Here is a 20,017-nt window from a genome sequence, read left to right as displayed (position 1 = left end):
ACGGTACTCCCATCCGACTGGCGTTTCAAGCATGCTCCGGCCCTCACTTTGCGCTCTTTACATCGCAAATCGCCGGGAGTTATAAGAACCGACAAATCAGCAACCAAAACGAAGGGCCGCACATGAGTCGAAACGATCGCGACTACGAGGAGAAACGAGATTACATACGCATGCGCGTCGATGCGGACGTCAACCTGATTCACGCTGGTCAGGTCATTCCCGCCGTATGCATTGACCTTTCCAGCTCTGGCATGCAGGTGCAGGCACCTCGCTCGTTCAAGGTGGGAGACCGCCTGATGGTGCAGATCGACTCTGATCACCCGGCGCTGAAAGGTCTGGAAGCCGATACCGAGGTCGTCTGGGTTACTGATGAGGGCGGCGACGCACAGAAACTGGGCCTGTCGATCGTGTCCATGAGTTGACGACCGGTTCACAGTTCTGAAAACAAAAAGGCGACCTGAGGTCGCCTTTATTCATTCAGAACACGGTGGTGAGGCGACGATTAAAAATCGTCCTCGACCTGACCATCCTTGACCTTGAACTCGCGGTTCTGCAGATAGGCATTGCGGACAAACGTGTAACGGTCGCCACTAATCATGCGCTCGGCGGACAGCAGGCTGGCTCGCGTATCGACCAGGTTGATGCCCCAGGCGGTGTTGCGTGTAGGCACGTGATCAATATAAGTGTAAGGCGATGTGTAGGTATCAGGGAATATCGCGACGGCATCACGCACGGTGCTTGGACCCAGCAACGGCAGTACAACAAACGGACCGCTGCCGACACCCCAGTGGCCCAGCGTCTGACCGAAGTCTTCATCGTTGCGCTGCAGGCCCATGTGAGTGCCGACGTCAATGAAGCCCAGCAGGCCGAACGTAGTGTTGAAGATCAGACGGGCGGTATCCACGCCTGCTGCAGCAGGTTTGGCCTGCAACACATCGTTGGCAAGGTTGCGCACATCACCAATGTTACTGAAGAAATTGTGCACGCCGTCCTCGACGAACTGCGGCGCAATGTATTGATAACCCTTTGCCAGCGGCTTGAGCGTGTAGGTATCCACCACATCGTTGAAGCGGAAGATCGCGCGGTTCACACCTTCCCAAGGGTCGTCTTCAGCGGCCTGGACGGCAACTGGAACCAGCGCCACACCGGCACAGACAGAAAGCTGAGCCAGACGTTTTATAAAGCCTGCACCAGTCACGGGCATAGCTGACACTCCTGATCGAAATAATGACGCGGGCGCTACGCCCCCACACGCAAGCACAGCAGTATAAAGCGTTCTGGCGGGAATAAGGCAGGTCTGTCAGCAAAGCGCAGCGGATAAACTTCGTCACGCGCCCTTCATCCAATTGTCATACAAGCCCAGTAGCGTTCATGAGTATTTCAGAGATATCACCATGTTCGCGCCGGCCATTACCCCTCTGCCCACCTTCCCCGCCCTGCTCTTCGGTCTCAGCGGCTGCCTGGTAGACTTTGGCGCACAGGCCGGACGCAAAGCGCACGACCTGACCGAACTTGTGGCCCAGGACAGCGATCATGCGCAAGTCACACCTGGCGCACTGGCCATTCTGAAAGCACTCCACCGTCAGGGCCAACCTTGTGCGTGGCTGGATGAACTGCCCGAAACGCTCAGCCGGGACCTCGCAGCGCCGCTGAGCGGCTGGATCCACCCTGCCCCTCGCCCGGTTGCCAAATGGCCTGCTCCAGATGCCTGCTGGCTGGCGCTGATGGCCCTGAAAGTCAGCCAACTGGACGGCTGCGTGTTGATCAGTGGCGACCCGCGCCTTTTGCAGTCAGGCCTGAATGCAGGTCTGTGGACCATTGGCCTGGCCTCATGTGGTCCGCTCTGCGGTCAATCCCCTTCACAATGGCAAGCGCTGAGCGATGCCGAGCGCGAGCAGCGACGCACTCATGCCACGCTGAAGCTCTACGCACTGGGGGTGCACTCGGTGATAGATCACCTTGGTGAACTGGAGTCTTGCCTCGCCGACATCGCCCTGCGGCGCAGCAAAAGCGAAAAACCCTGATACACAGGCAGCCTGCCCCAGAGTGGATTAGTCTTGAGCCATCACGGACCTTTAGCCCAGCGGCGGAGTCCATGAAACAGACTTATCAATGAAGGAGCACGTCATGCCTGCCCGCGAACTGCAAGAACAACTCAATACACTGCGCGAGCAACTGGAGCAGAACCCACCGCTTTCCGAGTCCGAGCGTGAAAACCTGCGTGAGCTCATGCAACAAATTGAAACGAAACTTCAGCTGGAAGAATCCACTCACGAAGACCCAAGCCTGGCTGACGGAGTCAATCTGGCCGTCGAACGCTTCGAACTGGAACATCCCGCCATCGCTGGCACATTGCGCAATATCGTTCAGACACTGGGCAACATCGGCATCTGAAGCGGGTGCTCCCACCCTTGGGGCGGGAGCACAACGTTACTGCCGGGCCAGCCGACGATTGTCTACGTTCAGCGCTTCAGTGCTGCGGTAGGGGTTGATGTCCAGACCGCCACGTCGCACGTAACGCGCGTAAACGGTCAATTTCTCTGGCTTGAGCAAGCGCTGCAGGTCGAGGAAAATCCGCTCCACGCACTGCTCGTGGAAGTCCGAATGCTGACGGAAGCTGACGATGTAGGCCAACAGGCTTGCAGGGTCCAGTGCAGCGCCACGGTACTCGACCACCACACTGCCCCAGTCCGGCTGGCTGGTCACCGGGCAATTGGATTTCAGCAAATGGCTGTGCACGCTTTCTTCGACAATGCGCGAATCGTCGCAGCGCAACAGTTCTGGCTGCGGCCGATCATAGCTGCTGACGCTGATATCCAGCTCGTCGATACAGACGCCGGGCAACGCTGCAACACCCTCGTTCTCGATCTCGGTCAAACTGCGAATACGCACACCCACCGGTTTGCCTGCTGCTGCAGACAAATCGGTCACAAGCGTCGTCTGAACCTGCGCCTGCGTATCGAAGGCAGTCTGATTCAACGAGTTGAGGTACAGCTTGAAAGACTTCGACTCGATGATGTTCGGCGAGTTGGCCGGGATGCTGAATTCGGCAATCGCAACCACCGGCTTGCCGGACGGCAACAGCCAGGACAGCTCGTAGCAATTCCAGAAATCGACACCGGTGTAAGGCAGCGTCTGCGCTGTCAACCCCAGTTCCGCCCACTTCGCAGCGCGCGGAATAGGGAACAACAAAGACGGCGTGTAGGTGGCAATGTACTCACTGGACTTGCCCAGCGGCGAGTGTTCGGCTGCGGGATGCATGGCGATACCTGGATCGTGAATTAACGCGGCAAGTTTATAGGGTTTGCGCCGGGCTTTCAGCGTCATTCTTGGACAGTTCTGAACCGGACGGTCAGATTACAGTGCTGTCAGCTTCACCCCACATCTGAACGTGTGAGTTATAAAGCCTGCATTGCAATCGCAGAGTGGCATCCATGAAATTACTGATCGTCGAAGATCAACCCAAAACCGGTCAGTTTTTATCACAGGGCCTGAACGAAGCAGGGTTTGACGCGCATTGGGTCGCCGACGGCCAGACAGGGCAGCAACACGCAATGAGTGGCGATTACGCGCTCTTGATTCTCGACGTGATGCTGCCTGACCGTAACGGATGGCAGATTCTCGAATCGGTGCGTGCAGCGGGCCTGGACACTCCGGTTCTGTTTCTGACCGCGCGTGACGCTGTAGAAGACCGCGTGCATGGCCTGGAACTGGGCGCTGATGATTATCTGGTCAAACCCTTTGCGTTTTCCGAGCTGCTGGCCAGGGTTCGTACCCTGTTGCGCCGAAGCAGCGTCGCTGTCACAGACACTCATCTGCATATCGCCGACTTGCGTCTGGATCTGATGCGCCGTCAGGTTGAACGCAACGGTCGGCATATCGTTCTGACCGCCAAGGAATTCACGCTACTGGAGCTGTTGCTCAGGCGTCAGGGCGAGGTACTGCCTAAATCGCTGCTCGCCTCACAGGTATGGGGCATGAACTTCGACAGTGAAACCAACGTGATCGAGGTCGCTATTCGCCGCCTGCGTCGAAAGATCGACGACGACTTTTCCGACAAGCTGATTCACACGGTACGCGGCATGGGTTATGTGATTGAGGAACGTGCTTCGTGAAGACTACTGGCTGGCTGGACCGTCTCTCGCTGCGCAATCGCCTGGCACTGCTTTTCTCGATCTGCACGGCAGTAGTGTCGCTGAGTGCTGGCGTACTGTTCACCCACGCCAGCGCCACGCACTTCATCGAGCTGGACCAGCAGTTGCTCAACGCCAGGCTTGCCAACCTGCGCAGCACCCTGAACGGCGTCGAGACGCGACAGGCCTTCGATGAGCGCAAAGCCCATTTACTGGCTGACCTGGGCCATCAGCCCGACCTGACGCTAAGACTGACGGGCGCAGACGGTCAGATCTGGTTCGACAACACCCCAACAGCTTCACCTGCCGATCCAGGCCTGCACACCGTGGACAACGACCAGGCCTCCTACCGCAGTTTCAGCGCCCTGGTGCAACCGGAGTCGCTACGCTCACCGCGGGCCACGCTGTTGCTGGACATCACACATCACCAGCATTTTTTGCAACGCATGCAGCACTTGATCTGGCTCACCGTGGGGTTGTCGGCGCTGGCAACAGCATTGCTGGGCGCATGGGCAACACGCAGCGGGCTAAGGCCGCTGAACAGGATGAGCCACGTCGCGGCCAGCGTCTCGGCCAGCTCGCTGACCACGCGCCTGCCGGAACAGGACATGCCCGCTGAGCTTGCGCAATTGACGCGGGCTTTCAACGCTATGCTGGGCAGACTGGATGAAGGTTTTCAGCGCTTGTCCGCGTTTTCCGCCGACATTGCTCATGAACTGCGCACACCCTTGTCCAATCTGCTGACGCAGACTCAAGTCACCCTTACCCGACCGCGCACGCTGGAAACCTACTGCGATGCGCTGGCGGGCAATCTCGAAGAGCTGCAAGGCATGTCGCAGATGGTCAATGACATGCTGTTTCTCGCCAAGGCCGAGCACGGGCTTCTCAACCCCGCTCGTGAACCCTTGCAGCTGGAAGATGAGGTCGATGCGGTACTGGAATATTTTTCGCCAATGGCGGAAGACGCAGGCATCAGCTTGTCTCGCATAGGCGAGGCCTGTATTCAAGGCGACCGGTTGCTGCTGCGTCGGGTGCTGTCCAACCTGCTGGACAACGCCTTGCGGTTCGCCGGGTCGGGTGGCTACGTGGCATTCGAAATACAGACGTCGCCCACCGGCATCGCACTGAGCGTGGAAAACAACGGGACAGCCATTGCGCCCGACGCACTGCCCCGACTGTTCGACCGCTTCTATCGGGCTGATCCCGTGCGCCAGGAGAGTAATGAGCATGCAGGGCTGGGGCTGGCAATCACTCGATCAATCGTCGCAGCCCACGGTGGGACCATCACCTGCGAATCGAAAAACGGTATCACCCGTTTTCTGATTGCCCTGCCCGCCTGATATTCGCGGGCTTTCAGGAGCACGCGAATATCCGATCACACCAGATTGATCACTCGTAGCGCAAGGCATGCGCAGGTTCGATCTGCGCCGCACGCCATGCCGGGTAGACCGTCGCCAGAAAGCTCAGGATGAAACCCGCGCTACAGATCAACAGCACATCGCCACCTTGCAATTCGGAAGGCAGGTTGCTGATGAAATAGACGTCGGAACTGAAGATATGCTGGCCGCTGACACGCTCGAACCATCCCACCAGACTGCTGACGTTCAGCGCGGCAATAATACCCAGCACGCCGCCGATCAAGGTGCCAACGATACCGATCACTGTGCCCTGCACCATGAAGATCGCCATGATCTGCCGAGGCGTCGCGCCGATGGTGCGCAGGATCGCAATATCAGCGCCCTTGTCGTTGACCACCATGATCAGCGTGGCAATGATGTTGAACGCGGCCACGGCAACGATCATCAGCAACAGCAGGCCAATCATGGTCTTTTCCATTTTCATGGCGCTGAACAGGCTGCCTTGAGTGTGGGTCCAGTCATCGGCCGTATAACCGGCACCCAGACCGGTGGCAATCGCCTTGGAAACCTGTGGCGCCATGTACAAGTCCTTGAGCGCCAGACGCACGCCCTGCACCTGATCGGGTTGCCAGCGCTGCATTTGCGCGGCGTCAGCGATGTTGATCAACCCCATTGAGCCATCCAGCTCGGCGCCGACCTTGAACACACCAACCACCGTCAGACGCTGCAGACGAGGAGTGATGCCACCCGGCGCACTGCTGACTTCCGGAACGATCAGAGTCAGTTTGTCGCCAATGCTCAGGCGAAAGCGCCGCGCCGTAATATCGCCCAGTACTACGCCAAACTCACCCGGTTTGAGATCCGCCAGACTGCCGCGCGTGATGTGCTGTGTGACGATCGACACTTCGTGCTCAAGCGCAGGGTCCACGCCGCTGATCTGGATCGGCTGCATCGAGCCCTTGTACGAAAGCATGCCTTCCATGTCCGTGAACGGGACTGCGGCAGTCACCTCAGGGTTTTTCAGGGCTGCGGCGGCCAGTGGTTTCCAGTCGTCGACCGGCGTCGTGCCCGCAATTACCGCGTGAGGCACCATCCCGAGGATGCGCGAGCTCATTTCGCGCTGGAAGCCGTTCATCACCGACAGCACCACAATCATCGCCAGCACGCCCAGCGCCAGACCGATCATCGAGGTCATCGAAATGAACGAGATAAAACTTTTGCGGCGTTTGGCGCGGGTATAGCGCATGCCGATGAAGATGGGTAACGGTCTGAACATTCGCGGAGCACCGTAGAAAAAAGTAGAACCCGGCGCGATGACTTGCGCCGGGTCAGGTGAATCAGGCCTCGACGAGGCGACCGTCTTCCAGACGCAGAATGCGGTCCATCTGCTGAGCAAGGCTCATGTCGTGGGTCACGACCAGAAACGCCGTGCGCGACGAGGTGCTCAATTCACGCATCAGGTCCTGAATACCTTGCGCGGTGTGATGGTCGAGGTTACCCGTGGGCTCGTCGAGCATCACCAGGCCCGGCTGATTGACCAGGGCACGGGCAATCGCCACGCGCTGGCGCTCGCCACCGGACAGCTCCGAGGGCTTGTGAGCCAGACGATGGCCGAGACCGACACGTTCGAGCAACGCCGTGGCACGCTGACGGGCCTCTGGAATGGCGGTGCGGCCGATCAACAGCGGCATGCAGACGTTTTCAAGCGCTGTGAACTCGGGCAGCAGGTGGTGGAACTGGTAGACAAAGCCCAGCGCCCGGTTACGCAATAGTCCGCGAGCCTTTTCACCGAGTGCCGACAGTTCTTCACCCGCCAGCCAGACGCTGCCTTCGGACGGCGTATCAAGGCCACCGAGCAGGTTGAGCAAGGTACTTTTGCCCGAGCCTGAACTGCCGACAATCGCCACCCGCTCACCAGGGTGCAGCTCCAGTTGCAGACCAGACAACACCACCACAGATTCCGGGCCTTCCTCGTAGGATTTACCCAGGTTGCGGCAACTCAATACTGCTTTATCAGACATGCCCGACTCACTCATAACGTAACGCCTCCGCCGGCTGGGTGCGCGCGGCACGCCAGGCGGGATACAGGGTGGCGAGGAAACTCAGCACCAACGCCGCACCGCAGACCTGGAACACGTCCTGGGCCATCAGTTGCGAAGGCAGGTAATCAATGAAATAGACGTCGGCGTTGAGAAACTTGTGGCCGATCAGCCCTTCGAGCATAGAGATGGCGGCACTTACATTCAGCGCAGCCAGAATGCCCAGCACAGCACCAATGAAGGTGCCGACCACACCGATCACCGTACCCTGCACCATGAAGATCGCCATGATCTGCCGCGGCGTTGAGCCCAGGGTGCGCAGGATCGCAATATCGCCTTTCTTGTCATTCACCACCATGACCAGCGTGGAAATGATGTTGAACGCCGCCACTGCCACGATGAGCAACAACAGCAGACCGATCATGGCTTTTTCCATGCGTATGGCCTGATAAAGGTTGCCGTGGGTACGGGTCCAGTCGCGGGAGTAGAAATGGTTTTCACCCAGCTTCTGGGCGATTTCCCACGAGGTACGCGGGGCGGCGAACAGGTCGTCGAACTTCAGACGCAGACCCTGCACCTGATTGGGCTTCCAGCGATGCAGACGGCCCAGGTCATCAAGATTGGTCAGGCCCAGGAAGCCGTCGATTTCACCGGCGCCGACATGAAAGATGCCGACCACTTCAAAGCGTTTCATTCGCGGGAACATACCGGCAGGCGTGACCGTCACTTCGGGGGCGACAAACGTCAGCTTGTCACCGATCCCGACGCCCAGCTTGGCCGCCGCCTTGTCGCCGATCATGATGCCGAAGCTGCCGGGCGCCAGACTGTCGAGCTTACCCTGCTGGATGAAGTGGTCGATGATCGACACGTTCCGTTCCTGCACAGGGTCGATGCCATTGAGCAGCACCTTCTGAACCTTGCCATCATGGGTCAGCAAACCCTGCATCTGGGTAAACGGCGCGACAGCCAGAACCTGAGGGTTTTCCTTTACTTTGGCGGCGAGACCCTGCCAGTCAGTGATCGGGTCACCTGATTCGATGGTGGCGTGTGGCACCATGCCAAGCACGCGGGTACGCATTTCATGATCGAAACCATTCATGACCGATAACACGACTATCATCACCACAACGCCAAGGGCGAGGCCGATCATGGATGTCAGGGAAATGAAGGAAACAAAATGATTGCGTCGCTTTGCACGTGTGTAGCGCGTGCCGATAAATACAAAAAGAGGTCTGAACATTTAGGAATTTGTTCGCAGGAATGAGGACGTCCGTGTGGCGGGCCTTGACGTGCAGCTTTACACTCGAAACTCTCTGACCACAGCCGCTACCATGGGTTCGCCATGTCAACATTAGATGAAGCAGGACGCCGCGAATACTACCGTATCGATGACAGCGTCGCACTGGAAATTCACCCGCTATCTTCTTCAGATCAGGCAAGCCAGGCTGCCATGCAGGAGACCTCGACCCTCTTCGACCTGCTGAGCGAACTGCATGTCAGTGAGTTCGAATCCCAGCACCTGATGCGCCAACTGGACGAGCGAGACCGGGTGCTCAACAGTTTTCTCAAGTCACTGAGCAAACGCATCGACCTGCTCGGACAGGTCGTCGCGCACACTGCGCTCGGCAAACTCGGCGCTCCACAGCCGGTAAAACTGTCCGAAGGCGGTGTGCAGTTCAATTCGTTGCAGGCTTTTGCAGTAGGCGAACAGCTCTCCATCAAGATGGTGTTGATGCCACAGGCTGCCGGCCTGATGTTGCGCGCCAGGGTCGCGCAGTGCAGCGCACTGGGCGATGGTTTCGACATCAGTACCGACTTTATCAACCTGCCGGACACCCAGCGGCAACTGCTCGCCCGGCATGTGTTGCAACGCCAGGCCCAGCAAAGACGTCAGGCTCTGGAACAGGGTCAGCCGAACGGCTCCTGAGCCACTGTCAGCTCACACATGTCCAATGTATTTGAAGCCTTCGAGGCCAGGAGTAAACGTGACCCTCATTTATGGCCACCGCGGCGCAAAGGGCGAAGCACCGGAAAACACGCTGAACAGTTTCAAGGAATGTCTGAAGCATGGAGTACGCCGCTGCGAACTGGACCTCCACCTGTCTCGCGATGGTGAACTCATGGTCATCCACGACCCGACGCTCAAGCGCACCACAGACCGACGCGGCAAGGTCAACGAACACCTGGCTGACGATCTGGTGACCTATGACGCACGCAAAGGTGGGCCTGGCTGGGTATCACCCTGCCCGATACCACGCCTGGAAGAACTGTTTGAACAGTGCGATTTCGATCACTGGCAGCTTGAAGTCAAAAGCGCTTCACGCACCCGCGCCGCCAATACCGTGCTGGCCATTCGCGAGCTTGTCCAGCGACATGGTTTGCTGGACAAAGTCACCATCACCTCAAGCTCACGCGAAGTACTGCGAGCAGCAGTCGATCTGACACCGGACATCTCGCGCGGGCTGGTCGCCGAATATGCCTGGCTCGATCCGCTGAAGGTTGCCCAGAGTTACGGTTGCGAGATTCTCGCGCTGAACTGGACACTGTGCACCCCCGAGCGTCTGCAAAAAGCACAGCGTCAGGGGCTGCATGTGTCGGTATGGACGGTCAACGAACCTGCCCTGATGCGCAGGCTCGCTGACTTCGGCGTGGACAGCCTGATTACAGACTTTCCCGGTTTGGCCACCGCCACGCTCGGGAATCACTGAAATCGGTCTCCCCGGCCGGCTCAGGCCACCGGCCGGAGTCGCTTAAAAAAGCCGGTTGAGGCCATCATAAGCCGCTACCCGATAGGCTTCGGCCATGGTTGGGTAGTTGAACGTGGTGTTCACGAAATACTTGATGGTGTTGGCCTCACCGGGCTGGCTCATGATCGCCTGGCCGATGTGCACGATCTCCGATGCCTGGTCGCCGAAGCAATGCACGCCCAGCACCTCGAGGGTTTCGCGGTGGAACAGGATTTTCAGCATCCCGACCCGCTCACCGGAAATCTGCGCTCGCGCCATGCCTTTGAAGAACGCCTTGCCGACTTCATACGGCACTTTGGCTTGGGTCAGTTCATGCTCGTTCTTGCCGATCGAGCTGATCTCGGGAATGGTGTAGATACCGGTTGGCACGTCGTTGACGTAACGCCAGCTGCCATTGTCGACCATGCTGCCAGCCGCTGAACGGCCCTGGTCGTAGGCGGCACTGGCCAGGCTAGGCCAGCCGATCACATCGCCAGCGCCATAGACGTTGGTAACACTGGTGCGATAAGTCTCATCGACCTCGATCTGACCGCGCCCGTTGGCCTTGAGGCCGATGTTTTCCAGCCCGAGACGATCGGTGTTGCCGGTACGTCCGTTACACCAGAGCAAGGCGTCGGCCTTGATCTTCTTGCCGGATTTCAGGTGCAGGATCACGCCGTTGTCCAGCCCTTCGACCTTCTCGTATTCTTCGTTGTGGCGAACCATCACATTGTTGTTGCTGAAGTGATAGCTGAGGGCCTGAGAGATTTCCGAGTCCAGAAAGCTCAACAATTGATCGCGGTTGTCCACCAGCTCGACCAGTACACCCAGACCGCTGAAGATCGACGCGTATTCACAGCCGATCACGCCAGCACCATAGATGATCAGTTTGCGTGGGGTGTGCCCTAGGCTGAGGATGGTGTCGCTGTCGTAGATGCGCTTGTGGCTGAAATCGATGTCCGCCGGGCGATAAGGACGCGAGCCGGTGGCAATGATGATCTGGTTGGCAACCAGTTTTTCGACCACGCCATTCGCGCAGACCACATTGATGCTGTTCTCGTCGGCAAAACTGCCTGTGCCAAAGAACACGTCGACGCGGTTGCGGGCGTAGTAACTGGTGCGTGAGGCTACTTGCTTGGAAATGACCATCTCGGCGTTTTTCAACACATCCGGAAACGAAAACCAGCGCGGCTCGCCGATGGCCCGGAACATCGGGTTGGTGTTGAACTGAATGATCTGTTTGACCGAGTGACGCAGTGCCTTGGACGGGATGGTGCCCAAGTGCGTGCAGTTACCGCCCACTTGCCGACGGCTGTCGACCATGGCGACCTTGCGCCCCGCCTTGGCGGCGTTCATCGCCGCGCCTTCTCCGGCAGGGCCGGAACCCAGTACTACCACGTCGTAGTTGTAGACAGCCATGCGTACTCCTTTAAAACGGACCGAGGCACCCTTCTGGCATCTCTGGCTAAATCACGCGGCGCAGTCTAGCGCTGCTCTGTTGCGGCGAACATTAACCGTTGGTCGCGTCGAAGGCCAATTTTTGTCTGCGCTGCATGCCAGTGTCTGGCATTTCCTGCTGCGGACTCAGCGGGGCTCATCAACAACCAGCCGGTCAAACGCCGTATTACTGCGAATGATAAAGCGCTTATCGGCACGAATCACAAAAAACGCAGCAATCTGATGCTCCTGCGCATAGTTCCAGCCGCGCTCCGGGCCCAGGATCAGCAACAACGAAGACAAGCCGTCAGCCATCAGCGCCGACGGATGGATCACTGTCACTGATGCCAGACTGTGCTGGATTGGCGCGCCGGTCAACGCATCGAAGGTGTCGGAAAAATGCTGACTGCCTTGTCTCAGATAACGGCGGTAGTCGCCTGAGGTAGAAACACTGTAGCCGTTCAAGGGGAAAACCTTGTGCTCTATGTGTGAGTCGTCGCGTGGCACTTCCAGCGTTACTCGCCAGGGCGAGCCATCCGGCTTGCTACCCTTGACCTTGAGCTCGCCGGTGGCCTGTACCAAGTAATCGTGCAGACCGAGCGCCTCCATTCTTTCGCTGATGCGCTCCACGGCGTAACCGGCGGCAATGCTGTTGAGGTCGACATGCACGGCGGCGTCCTTGCAGAGCCGCTGACCATCAATGCGCAGATTCCGATACCCGACTCGGGCCCTGGTCCGCACGACCTGCTGCGCAGAAGGCACGCCCTCGGCGATGGCATGGGGGCCGAAGCCCCACAGGTTCATCAAAGGCTCAACGGTCAGATCAAAAGCTCCGCCACTTTCACGGGACAGCTGCTCGCCGACACGCACCAGTTTCAGGATGGCATCGGGCATGTTCTGGCAGGCATTGGCAGGCAGACGGTTGAACCGTTCAAGATCCGAGTCGCTGTGCCACAGAGACATTTGCTGATCGATCTGCGCCAGAATCGTCTCGACCTCAGGACGCAGCACCTCCTTGTCAGGCTGATCGGGCGTTCGCCCGTACATCACCGAGTAGTGGCTACCCATGGTCGGACCACCAAAACTTTCCAGCTTGCGCGTTTGATCACAGCCACTGCACACGATCAATACAACCCACAGCACGATCCGTCCAAACCCAAACAAATGCATATCCCATCAATAAAAAGCGATCCAGAGTGCCCTGCGAAACAACGCCGGACAAGGACGCGGTCGTCTGCGTCGTTCACGCGCCGCCGATCGGCCCTGTCCTTGTAAATAACCCCATGTCGCCCTGTGTCCGATATCGCAGGCTCTCGCACCAACGTTGAGTTTTTTCACGCGCACCGGCATTTCCGAGCGGTTTCAGATAAGCGGTCGGTGCTGACTTCATAACGACGAAGGCTACTCAAGCACTTGAGTGGTCTGCGCAGCGAGATCGTTCCCAAGCCTTTGTCGAACGCCTTGCCTCACAGACTCAGCGCTCTTGCTGTGCCGCAACAGCCCCGGCGGGGCTCGTTTTGACTGAAGCCGTAGGTTGGAGATACCCGCATGGCCATCTTCAGCGGCATGACAGAACCGCCAATACTGCGATAACGCCCACCTGCGAACAGCGTTATGGAACATTCAAAACGTTAACTGTCAATAGCTTACCGACTGATAGCCAATGGCCGAAACGGTTGTTTTTGAGCGGTGTAACACATACTGTTACAAATATGCAGGAAGACGCGCAACACGCCTCTGACCTGCATACGGGATAAAAACGACAACGGACTCCAAGCCGATGAGCCTGAGCGAGTAACTAAATGGCCTCCACAACCAGTAAGGGCAAGGCGATCTTTCGCGTTGTCAGCGGTAACTTCCTCGAGATGTTCGATTTCATGGTCTATGGCTTCTACGCCACGGCCATTGCCAAGACCTTCTTCCCTGCCGACAGTGCGTTCGCATCATTGATGCTGTCGCTGGCAACCTTTGGCGCAGGCTTCCTGATGCGTCCACTGGGCGCCATCTTTCTCGGCGCCTACATCGACCGCCACGGACGTCGCAAAGGTCTGATTATCACCCTTGCCATGATGGCAATGGGCACACTGTTGATTGCCTGCGTGCCCGGCTACGCCACACTCGGTGTTGCCGCACCGCTGTTGGTGTTGGTCGGTCGCTTGCTGCAAGGTTTCTCGGCAGGCGTTGAGCTGGGTGGCGTATCGGTTTATCTGGCCGAGATTTCGACGCCAGGCCGCAAGGGCTTTTTCGTCAGTTGGCAGTCCGCCAGTCAACAGGCGGCCGTTGTGTTCGCCGGTCTGCTGGGCGTCGGCCTGAACCACTGGCTCAGCCCCGAGCAAATGGGTGACTGGGGCTGGCGTGTGCCGTTCCTGGTCGGCTGCATGATCGTGCCTGCGATCTTCATCATCCGTCGTTCGCTGGAAGAGTCTCCGGAATTCGAAGCCCGTACGCACCGTCCGACGCTGCGTGAAGTGATGCGCTCGATCAGCCAGAACTTCGGTCTGGTGCTGGGCGGCATGGCGCTGGTGGTCATGACCACGGTGTCGTTCTACCTGATCACGGCGTACACACCGACCTTCGGCAAGAACGAACTGAACCTGACTGACCTGGAAAGCTTGCTGGTGACAGTGTGCGTGGGCGTCTCGAACTTCATCTGGCTGCCGATCATGGGCTCGTTCTCGGACCGTATAGGGCGCAAGCCGCTGTTGGTCGCGGCCACCGTACTGGCCATCGCGACGGCCTACCCTGCCCTGTCGTGGCTAGTGGCGCACCCGAGCTTCGGCAACCTGTTGATGGTCGAACTATGGTTCTCGTTCCTGTACGGCTCGTACAACGGCGCCATGGTTGTTGCACTGACCGAAATCATGCCGGTCGAAGTGCGCACAACGGGCTTCTCTCTGGCTTACAGCCTGGCGACCGCCACCTTCGGCGGATTCACTCCAGCAGCCTGTACCTACCTGATCCACGCCCTGGACAACAAGGCAGCCCCAGGTATCTGGCTCACCGGTGCAGCCGTGCTGGGTCTGGTTGCAACTCTGGTACTGTTCCGCAAAGGCGGACAGCGACTGGAAGCACCTCGCGCGGCCTCTGCCACCTGACGTTCACCACGATGATCGTCAAACTGTAGAAACAAAAATGCCCCGACATGTCGGGGCATTTTTTTGCCTTGAGCTTCTGCAGCAAAAACTCAAGGCCTGTCGCTGGGTGCGGCTTTTACAGAGGGAACGCAGGCGGGTTGACGTCCGCCATGTCTTCCATAACGCGAACCACCTGGCAGCTGTAACCAAACTCGTTGTCGTACCAGACGTACAGCACAACGCGGTTATCGTTGACGATGGTGGCTTCGGCATCCACGACACCGGCGTGACGCGAGCCCACGAAGTCAGTGGACACCACTTCCTGTGAGTTCACGAAGTCGATCTGCTTGTGCAGGTCCGAATGCAGCGCCATGTAGCGCAGGTACTCGTTCATTTCTTCGCGAGTGGTCTGCTTCTCAAGATTGAGGTTGAGAATGGCCATGGAGACGTTCGGCGTAGGAACGCGAATCGCGTTGCCGGTCAACTTGCCGGCCAGCTCAGGCAGCGCCTTGGCAGCAGCAGTGGCAGCACCGGTTTCGGTGATGACCATGTTCAACGCAGCGCTACGGCCGCGACGATCGCCCTTGTGGAAGTTGTCGATCAGGTTCTGGTCGTTGGTGTACGAGTGAACCGTTTCAACGTGACCGTTGACGATGCCGAACTTGTCGTTGACGGCCTTGAGCACCGGCACGATGGCGTTGGTGGTGCAGGAAGCCGCGGATACGATCTTGTCGTCGGCAGTGATTTCACCGTGGTTGATACCGTGCACGATGTTCTTCAGCTTGCCTTTGCCCGGCGCAGTCAGCACGACGCGGTCGATACCTGGGCAGGCCAAATGCTGACCCAGACCTTCGGCATCACGCCATACACCGGTGTTGTCCACCAGCAAGGCGTCCTTGATCCCGTACTGGGTGTAATCCACCTCGGTCGGATTCTTGGCATAGATCACCTGAATCAGGTTGCCGTTGGCAGTGATGGTACTGTTGGCTTCATCGATGGTGATGGTGCCATCGAACGGGCCGTGTACCGAGTCACGACGCAACAGGCTGGCACGCTTGACCAGATCGTTCTCTGCACCTTTGCGCACAACAATGGCACGCAGACGCAGGCCATCGCCACCGCCGGTCTTCTCGATCAGGATCCGTGCCAGCAGGCGACCGATACGACCGAAACCGTACAGCACGACATCCGTGCCTTTACGCGGGCTGGTGTTCTGCTGACCGACAACACTGGCCAGCTCTTCACGCACGAACTGCTCCGGCGTGCGGCCATTGCCTTCGGTCTTGAACTTGACGGCCAACTTGCCCAGGTCCACCGAAGCGGCACCCAGCTTGAGCTCGCTCATCGCTTTGATGAGCGGGAAAGTCTCGTGTACGGACAACTCAACCGCATCGGACTGACGATGACGCGCAAAGCGGTGAGCTTTGAGAATCGCGATGACTGAACGGTTGATCAGGCTGCGGCCATAGATCGAACTCACCACATTGTTATTGCGGTAGAGCTGACCGATAAGCGGGATCATCGCCTCGGCGAGGGCTTCACGATCAATCCATTCACCAAGACACTGGTCGGGCTTCTGAGTCACGGGAACCTTCCACATGTAGGGGCTGAAAAAAGGGGCTACATTATGACTTCGCCAGTGTTTATGAGCAATGCGCGACTGTCAGAACATTGCGCACTACATAATTTTCGCCCGAAAACACGGGGCAAAACATTCGAAAACTGACAGCCACCACCTTCCCCCGCTACAATCGCGGCCCCTGTCGCAACGCCTGGAGCCTGACCTTCCGTGCCAGTTCTGCGTCTACCGCTTCTTTCTGCCGCTGCAGGCAAACAACACTGGGGCAATCTTCCCGGTGCCGCACTGAGCCTGGCCATTGCCGAGGCTGCCAGCGCCGCCAAGCGCTTTACCCTGTTACTGACCGCCGACAGCCAGACTGCCGAGCGACTTGAACAGGAGCTGAAGTTCTTCGCACCCACGCTGCCGGTTCTGCACTTCCCGGACTGGGAAACCCTGCCCTACGATCTGTTCTCGCCGCACCAGGACATCATTTCCCAGCGCATCGCAAGCCTTTATCGCCTGCCTGAGCTGGAGCATGGCGTTCTGGTAGTACCGATCACCACCGCCCTACACAGACTGGCCCCGACCAAGTTTCTGCTGGGCAGCAGTCTGGTGCTGGATGTCGGCCAGAAGCTGGACGTGGATGCAATGCGCACGCGCCTGGAAGCCAGCGGTTATCGATACGTGGACACGGTATACGAGCACGGCGAGTTCACGGTGCGTGGCGCCTTGATCGACCTGTTCCCGATGGGCAGCAAGGTGCCTTACCGCATCGACCTGTTCGACGATGAAATCGAAACCCTGCGCACGTTCGACCCGGACACCCAGCGTTCCATCGACAAGGTCGAATCGGTACGCCTGTTGCCCGCGCGCGAGTTCCCGCTCAAGAAAGAAGAAGTGACGCGTTTCAAGGCCCGTTTCCGTGAGCGCTTTGACGTGGACTTCCGTCGCAGTCCGATTTTTCAGGACTTGAGCAGCGGCATCACACCTGCGGGTATCGAGTACTACATCCCGCTGTTCTTTGAAGAAACGTCGACCCTGTTCGACTACCTGCCGCAGGACACTCAAGTATTCTCGCTGCCGGGTATCGAACAGGCTGCAGAAAACTTCTGGAACGACGTACGCAATCGCTACGAGGAACGCCGCGTCGATCCGGCGCGCCCGTTGCTGCCGCCAGCCGAGCTGTTCCTGCCCGTGGAAGACTGCTTCGCCCGCCTGAAAAACTGGCCGCGGGTGGTCGCCAGCCAGCAGGACGTGGACGCCGGCGCGGGACGCGAGCGCTTCCCGGCGCAAGCCCTGCCGGATCTGGCCATTGAGGCCAAGGCCAGCCAGCCATTGGCTGCGCTTTCGAAATTTCTCGACGAGTTTCCGGGTCGCGTGCTGTTCACTGCCGAATCTGCCGGACGCCGGGAAGTACTGCTTGAACTGCTCGAACGCTTGAAGCTGCGCCCGAAAACCGTAGACAGCTGGCTGGACTTTGTCGATGGCAAGGATCGGCTGGCCATCACCATTGCGCCACTCAACGACGGCCTGGTACTGGAGCAGCCTGAACTGGCGCTGGTCGCGGAAAGCCCGCTGTTCGGCCAGCGCGTCATGCAGCGCCGTCGCCGCGAGAAGCGCACCGATGGCGGCAACAACGACGCCGTCATCAAGAACCTCACCGAACTGCGTGAAGGCGCACCGGTGGTGCACATCGACCACGGCGTCGGCCGCTACCTGGGTCTGGCGACGCTGGAGGTCGAAAATCAGGTCGCCGAGTTCCTGATGCTGGCCTACGCCGAGGACGCCAAGCTGTATGTTCCGGTGGCCAACCTGCACCTGATCGCACGCTACACCGGCAGCGATGACGAGATGGCGCCCTTGCACCGCCTGGGTTCGGAAACCTGGCAGAGAGCCAAGCGCAAGGCCGCCGAACAGGTTCGCGATGTGGCCGCCGAGCTTTTGGATATCTATGCCCGCCGGGCAGCCCGCGAGGGTTACGCGTTCGCCGACCCAAAGGCCGACTACGCCACTTTCAGCGCGGGCTTCCCGTTCGAAGAGACGCCCGATCAGCAGACCACTATCGAAGCCGTACGCGCCGACATGCTGGCGCCCAGGCCCATGGACCGTCTGGTGTGCGGCGACGTGGGTTTCGGCAAGACCGAAGTGGCCATGCGCGCAGCGTTCATCGCCGTGCATGGCGGGCGTCAGGTCGCGATTCTGGTGCCGACCACGCTGCTTGCCCAGCAGCATTACAACAGCTTTCGCGACCGTTTCGCCGACTGGCCGGTAACGGTAGAGGTCATGAGCCGCTTCAAGTCAGCCAAGGAAGTCAGCGCCGCCGTGGCAGACCTGGCCGAAGGCAAGATCGACATTGTGATCGGCACGCACAAGCTGTTGCAGGATGACGTGAAGATCAAAAACCTGGGCCTGGTCATCATCGACGAAGAGCACCGCTTTGGCGTCCGCCAGAAAGAACAGCTCAAGGCGCTGCGCAGCGAAGTCGACATTCTGACCCTGACCGCCACCCCGATCCCCCGCACCTTGAACATGGCCGTTTCAGGCATGCGCGATCTGTCGATTATCGCCACACCGCCAGCGCGCAGGTTGTCGGTACGCACCTTTGTCATGGAACAGAACAAACCCACGATAAAAGAGGCGCTGCTACGTGAGTTGCTGCGTGGCGGGCAGGTTTATTACCTGCACAACGATGTAAAAACCATCGAGAAGTGCGCAGCCGATCTGGCCGAGCTGGTGCCGGAAGCCCGAATCGGCATCGGCCACGGGCAAATGCGCGAACGCGAACTCGAACAGGTGATGAGCGACTTCTACCACAAGCGCTTCAATGTGCTGATCGCCTCGACCATTATCGAAACCGGTATCGACGTGCCGAGCGCCAACACCATCATTATCGAGCGCGCCGACAAGTTCGGTCTGGCTCAGTTGCACCAGTTGCGTGGCCGCGTCGGACGCAGCCACCACCAGGCCTATGCCTACCTGCTGACACCGCCGCGCAAACAGATTACTCCAGACGCCGAAAAGCGCCTGGAGGCCATCGCCAATACCCAGGACCTTGGCGCAGGCTTTGTGCTTGCCACCAACGACCTAGAGATCCGTGGTGCAGGCGAGCTGCTGGGCGACGGCCAAAGCGGCCAGATCCAGGCCGTGGGCTTCACGCTGTACATGGAAATGCTTGAACGCGCAGTGAAATCCATCCGCAAGGGCGAGCAACCCAACCTTGATCAACCGCTGGGTGGCGGCCCGGAGATCAACTTGCGAGTGCCTGCGCTGATCCCGGAAGCCTATTTGCCGGATGTCCATACTCGCCTGATTCTCTACAAGCGCATCGCCAATGCCGCTGACGAGGATGCGCTGAAGGATCTTCAGGTCGAAATGATCGACCGCTTCGGCCTGCTGCCCGAGCCGACCAAGAATCTGGTGCGCATTACCTTGCTCAAGCTTCAGGCCGAACAACTGGGCATCAAGAAGATCGACGCCGGACCGCAAGGCGGGCGTATCGAGTTTGCTGCTGAAACGCCGGTCGACCCGTTGACCCTGATCAAACTGATCCAGAGCCAGCCTAACCGCTACAAGTTCGAAGGCGCCACATTGTTCAAATTCATGGTCCCCATGGAGCGTTCTGACGAGCGCTTCAATACGATCGAAGCGCTGCTTGAGCGCCTGACCCCGAAAACTGCTTGAAGGATTCA

At 58.8% G+C, this 20,017-nt stretch carries 17 protein-coding genes; 9 read left to right on the top strand and 8 right to left on the bottom strand.

The genetic code is table 11. From position 1 onward, the window contains the following. Window positions 1–122: 122 nt before the first annotated feature. On the top strand, window positions 123–422 hold the full coding sequence (locus KDX37_RS05870) for a PilZ domain-containing protein (protein ID WP_231651740.1): 300 nt from the start codon (window positions 123–125) through the stop codon (window positions 420–422). An 80-nt stretch (window positions 423–502) separates the two neighbouring features. Here KDX37_RS05870 and KDX37_RS05865 read toward each other — a convergent pair whose 3' ends face one another. Next, window positions 503–1,204: an MlaA family lipoprotein gene (locus tag KDX37_RS05865; protein ID WP_231651739.1), complete on the bottom strand. Its 702-nt coding sequence runs from the start codon at window positions 1,202–1,204 to the stop codon at window positions 503–505. A 190-nt stretch (window positions 1,205–1,394) separates the two neighbouring features. Between KDX37_RS05865 and KDX37_RS05860 the strand changes: the two genes are divergently transcribed. Both KDX37_RS05860 and KDX37_RS05855 read left to right on the top strand, forming a co-directional pair. Then, window positions 1,395–2,024: an HAD family phosphatase gene (locus KDX37_RS05860; protein WP_231651738.1), complete on the top strand. Its 630-nt coding sequence runs from the start codon at window positions 1,395–1,397 to the stop codon at window positions 2,022–2,024. Window positions 2,025–2,127: 103 nt separating this feature from the next. Continuing rightward, entirely contained in the window at window positions 2,128–2,394 is a 267-nt protein-coding gene (locus tag KDX37_RS05855; RefSeq protein WP_231651737.1) for a DUF4404 family protein, read from the top strand. 36 nt (window positions 2,395–2,430) lie between these two features. Here the strand turns inward: KDX37_RS05855 and queF are convergent, their stop codons facing one another. Next, window positions 2,431–3,261: an NADPH-dependent 7-cyano-7-deazaguanine reductase QueF gene (queF, locus tag KDX37_RS05850; RefSeq protein ID WP_231651814.1), complete on the bottom strand. Its 831-nt coding sequence runs from the start codon at window positions 3,259–3,261 to the stop codon at window positions 2,431–2,433. A gap of 173 nt (window positions 3,262–3,434) precedes the next feature. Here queF and KDX37_RS05845 point away from each other — a divergent pair, with 173 nt between their 5' ends. Next, window positions 3,435–4,115: a heavy metal response regulator transcription factor gene (locus tag KDX37_RS05845; RefSeq protein ID WP_231651736.1), complete on the top strand. Its 681-nt coding sequence runs from the start codon at window positions 3,435–3,437 to the stop codon at window positions 4,113–4,115. A gap of 14 nt (window positions 4,116–4,129) precedes the next feature. After that, window positions 4,130–5,473 (top strand): heavy metal sensor histidine kinase, encoded by a 1,344-nt coding sequence (locus KDX37_RS05840; RefSeq protein ID WP_231651813.1) that lies wholly within the window; start codon window positions 4,130–4,132, stop codon window positions 5,471–5,473. Between the two features lie 49 nt (window positions 5,474–5,522). Here the strand turns inward: KDX37_RS05840 and KDX37_RS05835 are convergent, their stop codons facing one another. The 3 genes from KDX37_RS05835 to KDX37_RS05825 form a co-directional block, all read right to left on the bottom strand. Then, the gene (locus KDX37_RS05835; RefSeq protein WP_231651735.1) at window positions 5,523–6,767 is read right to left on the bottom strand and encodes a lipoprotein-releasing ABC transporter permease subunit; all 1,245 of its coding nucleotides are present in this window, start codon (window positions 6,765–6,767) and stop codon (window positions 5,523–5,525) included. 61 nt (window positions 6,768–6,828) lie between these two features. Then, the gene (lolD, locus tag KDX37_RS05830) at window positions 6,829–7,512 is read right to left on the bottom strand and encodes a lipoprotein-releasing ABC transporter ATP-binding protein LolD (RefSeq protein WP_231651734.1); all 684 of its coding nucleotides are present in this window, start codon (window positions 7,510–7,512) and stop codon (window positions 6,829–6,831) included. 7 nt (window positions 7,513–7,519) lie between these two features. After that, window positions 7,520–8,770 (bottom strand): lipoprotein-releasing ABC transporter permease subunit, encoded by a 1,251-nt coding sequence (locus KDX37_RS05825; protein ID WP_231651733.1) that lies wholly within the window; start codon window positions 8,768–8,770, stop codon window positions 7,520–7,522. 102 nt (window positions 8,771–8,872) lie between these two features. Here KDX37_RS05825 and KDX37_RS05820 point away from each other — a divergent pair, with 102 nt between their 5' ends. Next, entirely contained in the window at window positions 8,873–9,457 is a 585-nt protein-coding gene (locus KDX37_RS05820) for a PilZ domain-containing protein (RefSeq protein WP_231651732.1), read from the top strand. A gap of 58 nt (window positions 9,458–9,515) precedes the next feature. Continuing rightward, on the top strand, window positions 9,516–10,238 hold the full coding sequence (locus KDX37_RS05815; protein ID WP_231651731.1) for a glycerophosphodiester phosphodiesterase: 723 nt from the start codon (window positions 9,516–9,518) through the stop codon (window positions 10,236–10,238). Between the two features lie 42 nt (window positions 10,239–10,280). Here KDX37_RS05815 and sthA read toward each other — a convergent pair whose 3' ends face one another. Next, window positions 10,281–11,675 carry a Si-specific NAD(P)(+) transhydrogenase gene (sthA, locus tag KDX37_RS05810; RefSeq protein WP_231651730.1) on the bottom strand — a complete coding sequence of 465 codons (1,395 nt, stop codon included), beginning with the start codon at window positions 11,673–11,675 and terminating at the stop codon, window positions 10,281–10,283. A 165-nt stretch (window positions 11,676–11,840) separates the two neighbouring features. Beyond that, complete coding sequence (locus KDX37_RS05805; protein ID WP_231651729.1) at window positions 11,841–12,863, bottom strand: FAD:protein FMN transferase; 1,023 nt, start codon at window positions 12,861–12,863, stop codon at window positions 11,841–11,843. A gap of 632 nt (window positions 12,864–13,495) precedes the next feature. Here KDX37_RS05805 and tcuC point away from each other — a divergent pair. Continuing rightward, on the top strand, window positions 13,496–14,788 hold the full coding sequence (tcuC, locus tag KDX37_RS05800; RefSeq protein ID WP_231651728.1) for an MFS transporter: 1,293 nt from the start codon (window positions 13,496–13,498) through the stop codon (window positions 14,786–14,788). A 115-nt stretch (window positions 14,789–14,903) separates the two neighbouring features. Here tcuC and KDX37_RS05795 read toward each other — a convergent pair whose 3' ends face one another. After that, window positions 14,904–16,367, bottom strand: coding sequence for a glyceraldehyde-3-phosphate dehydrogenase (locus tag KDX37_RS05795; RefSeq protein WP_231651727.1), 1,464 nt, complete (start codon window positions 16,365–16,367; stop codon window positions 14,904–14,906). Between the two features lie 189 nt (window positions 16,368–16,556). Here KDX37_RS05795 and mfd point away from each other — a divergent pair, with 189 nt between their 5' ends. Continuing rightward, window positions 16,557–20,009, top strand: coding sequence for a transcription-repair coupling factor (gene mfd, locus KDX37_RS05790; protein ID WP_231651726.1), 3,453 nt, complete (start codon window positions 16,557–16,559; stop codon window positions 20,007–20,009). The last annotated feature ends 8 nt before the right edge of the window (window positions 20,010–20,017 follow it).

The organism is Pseudomonas californiensis (genome assembly GCF_021147775.1).
In the GTDB taxonomy this organism is placed as follows: domain Bacteria; phylum Pseudomonadota; class Gammaproteobacteria; order Pseudomonadales; family Pseudomonadaceae; genus Aquipseudomonas; species Aquipseudomonas californiensis.
The sequence above is the reverse complement of the archived record's forward strand: the minus strand, read 5'-3'. Positions and strand labels throughout refer to the sequence as shown.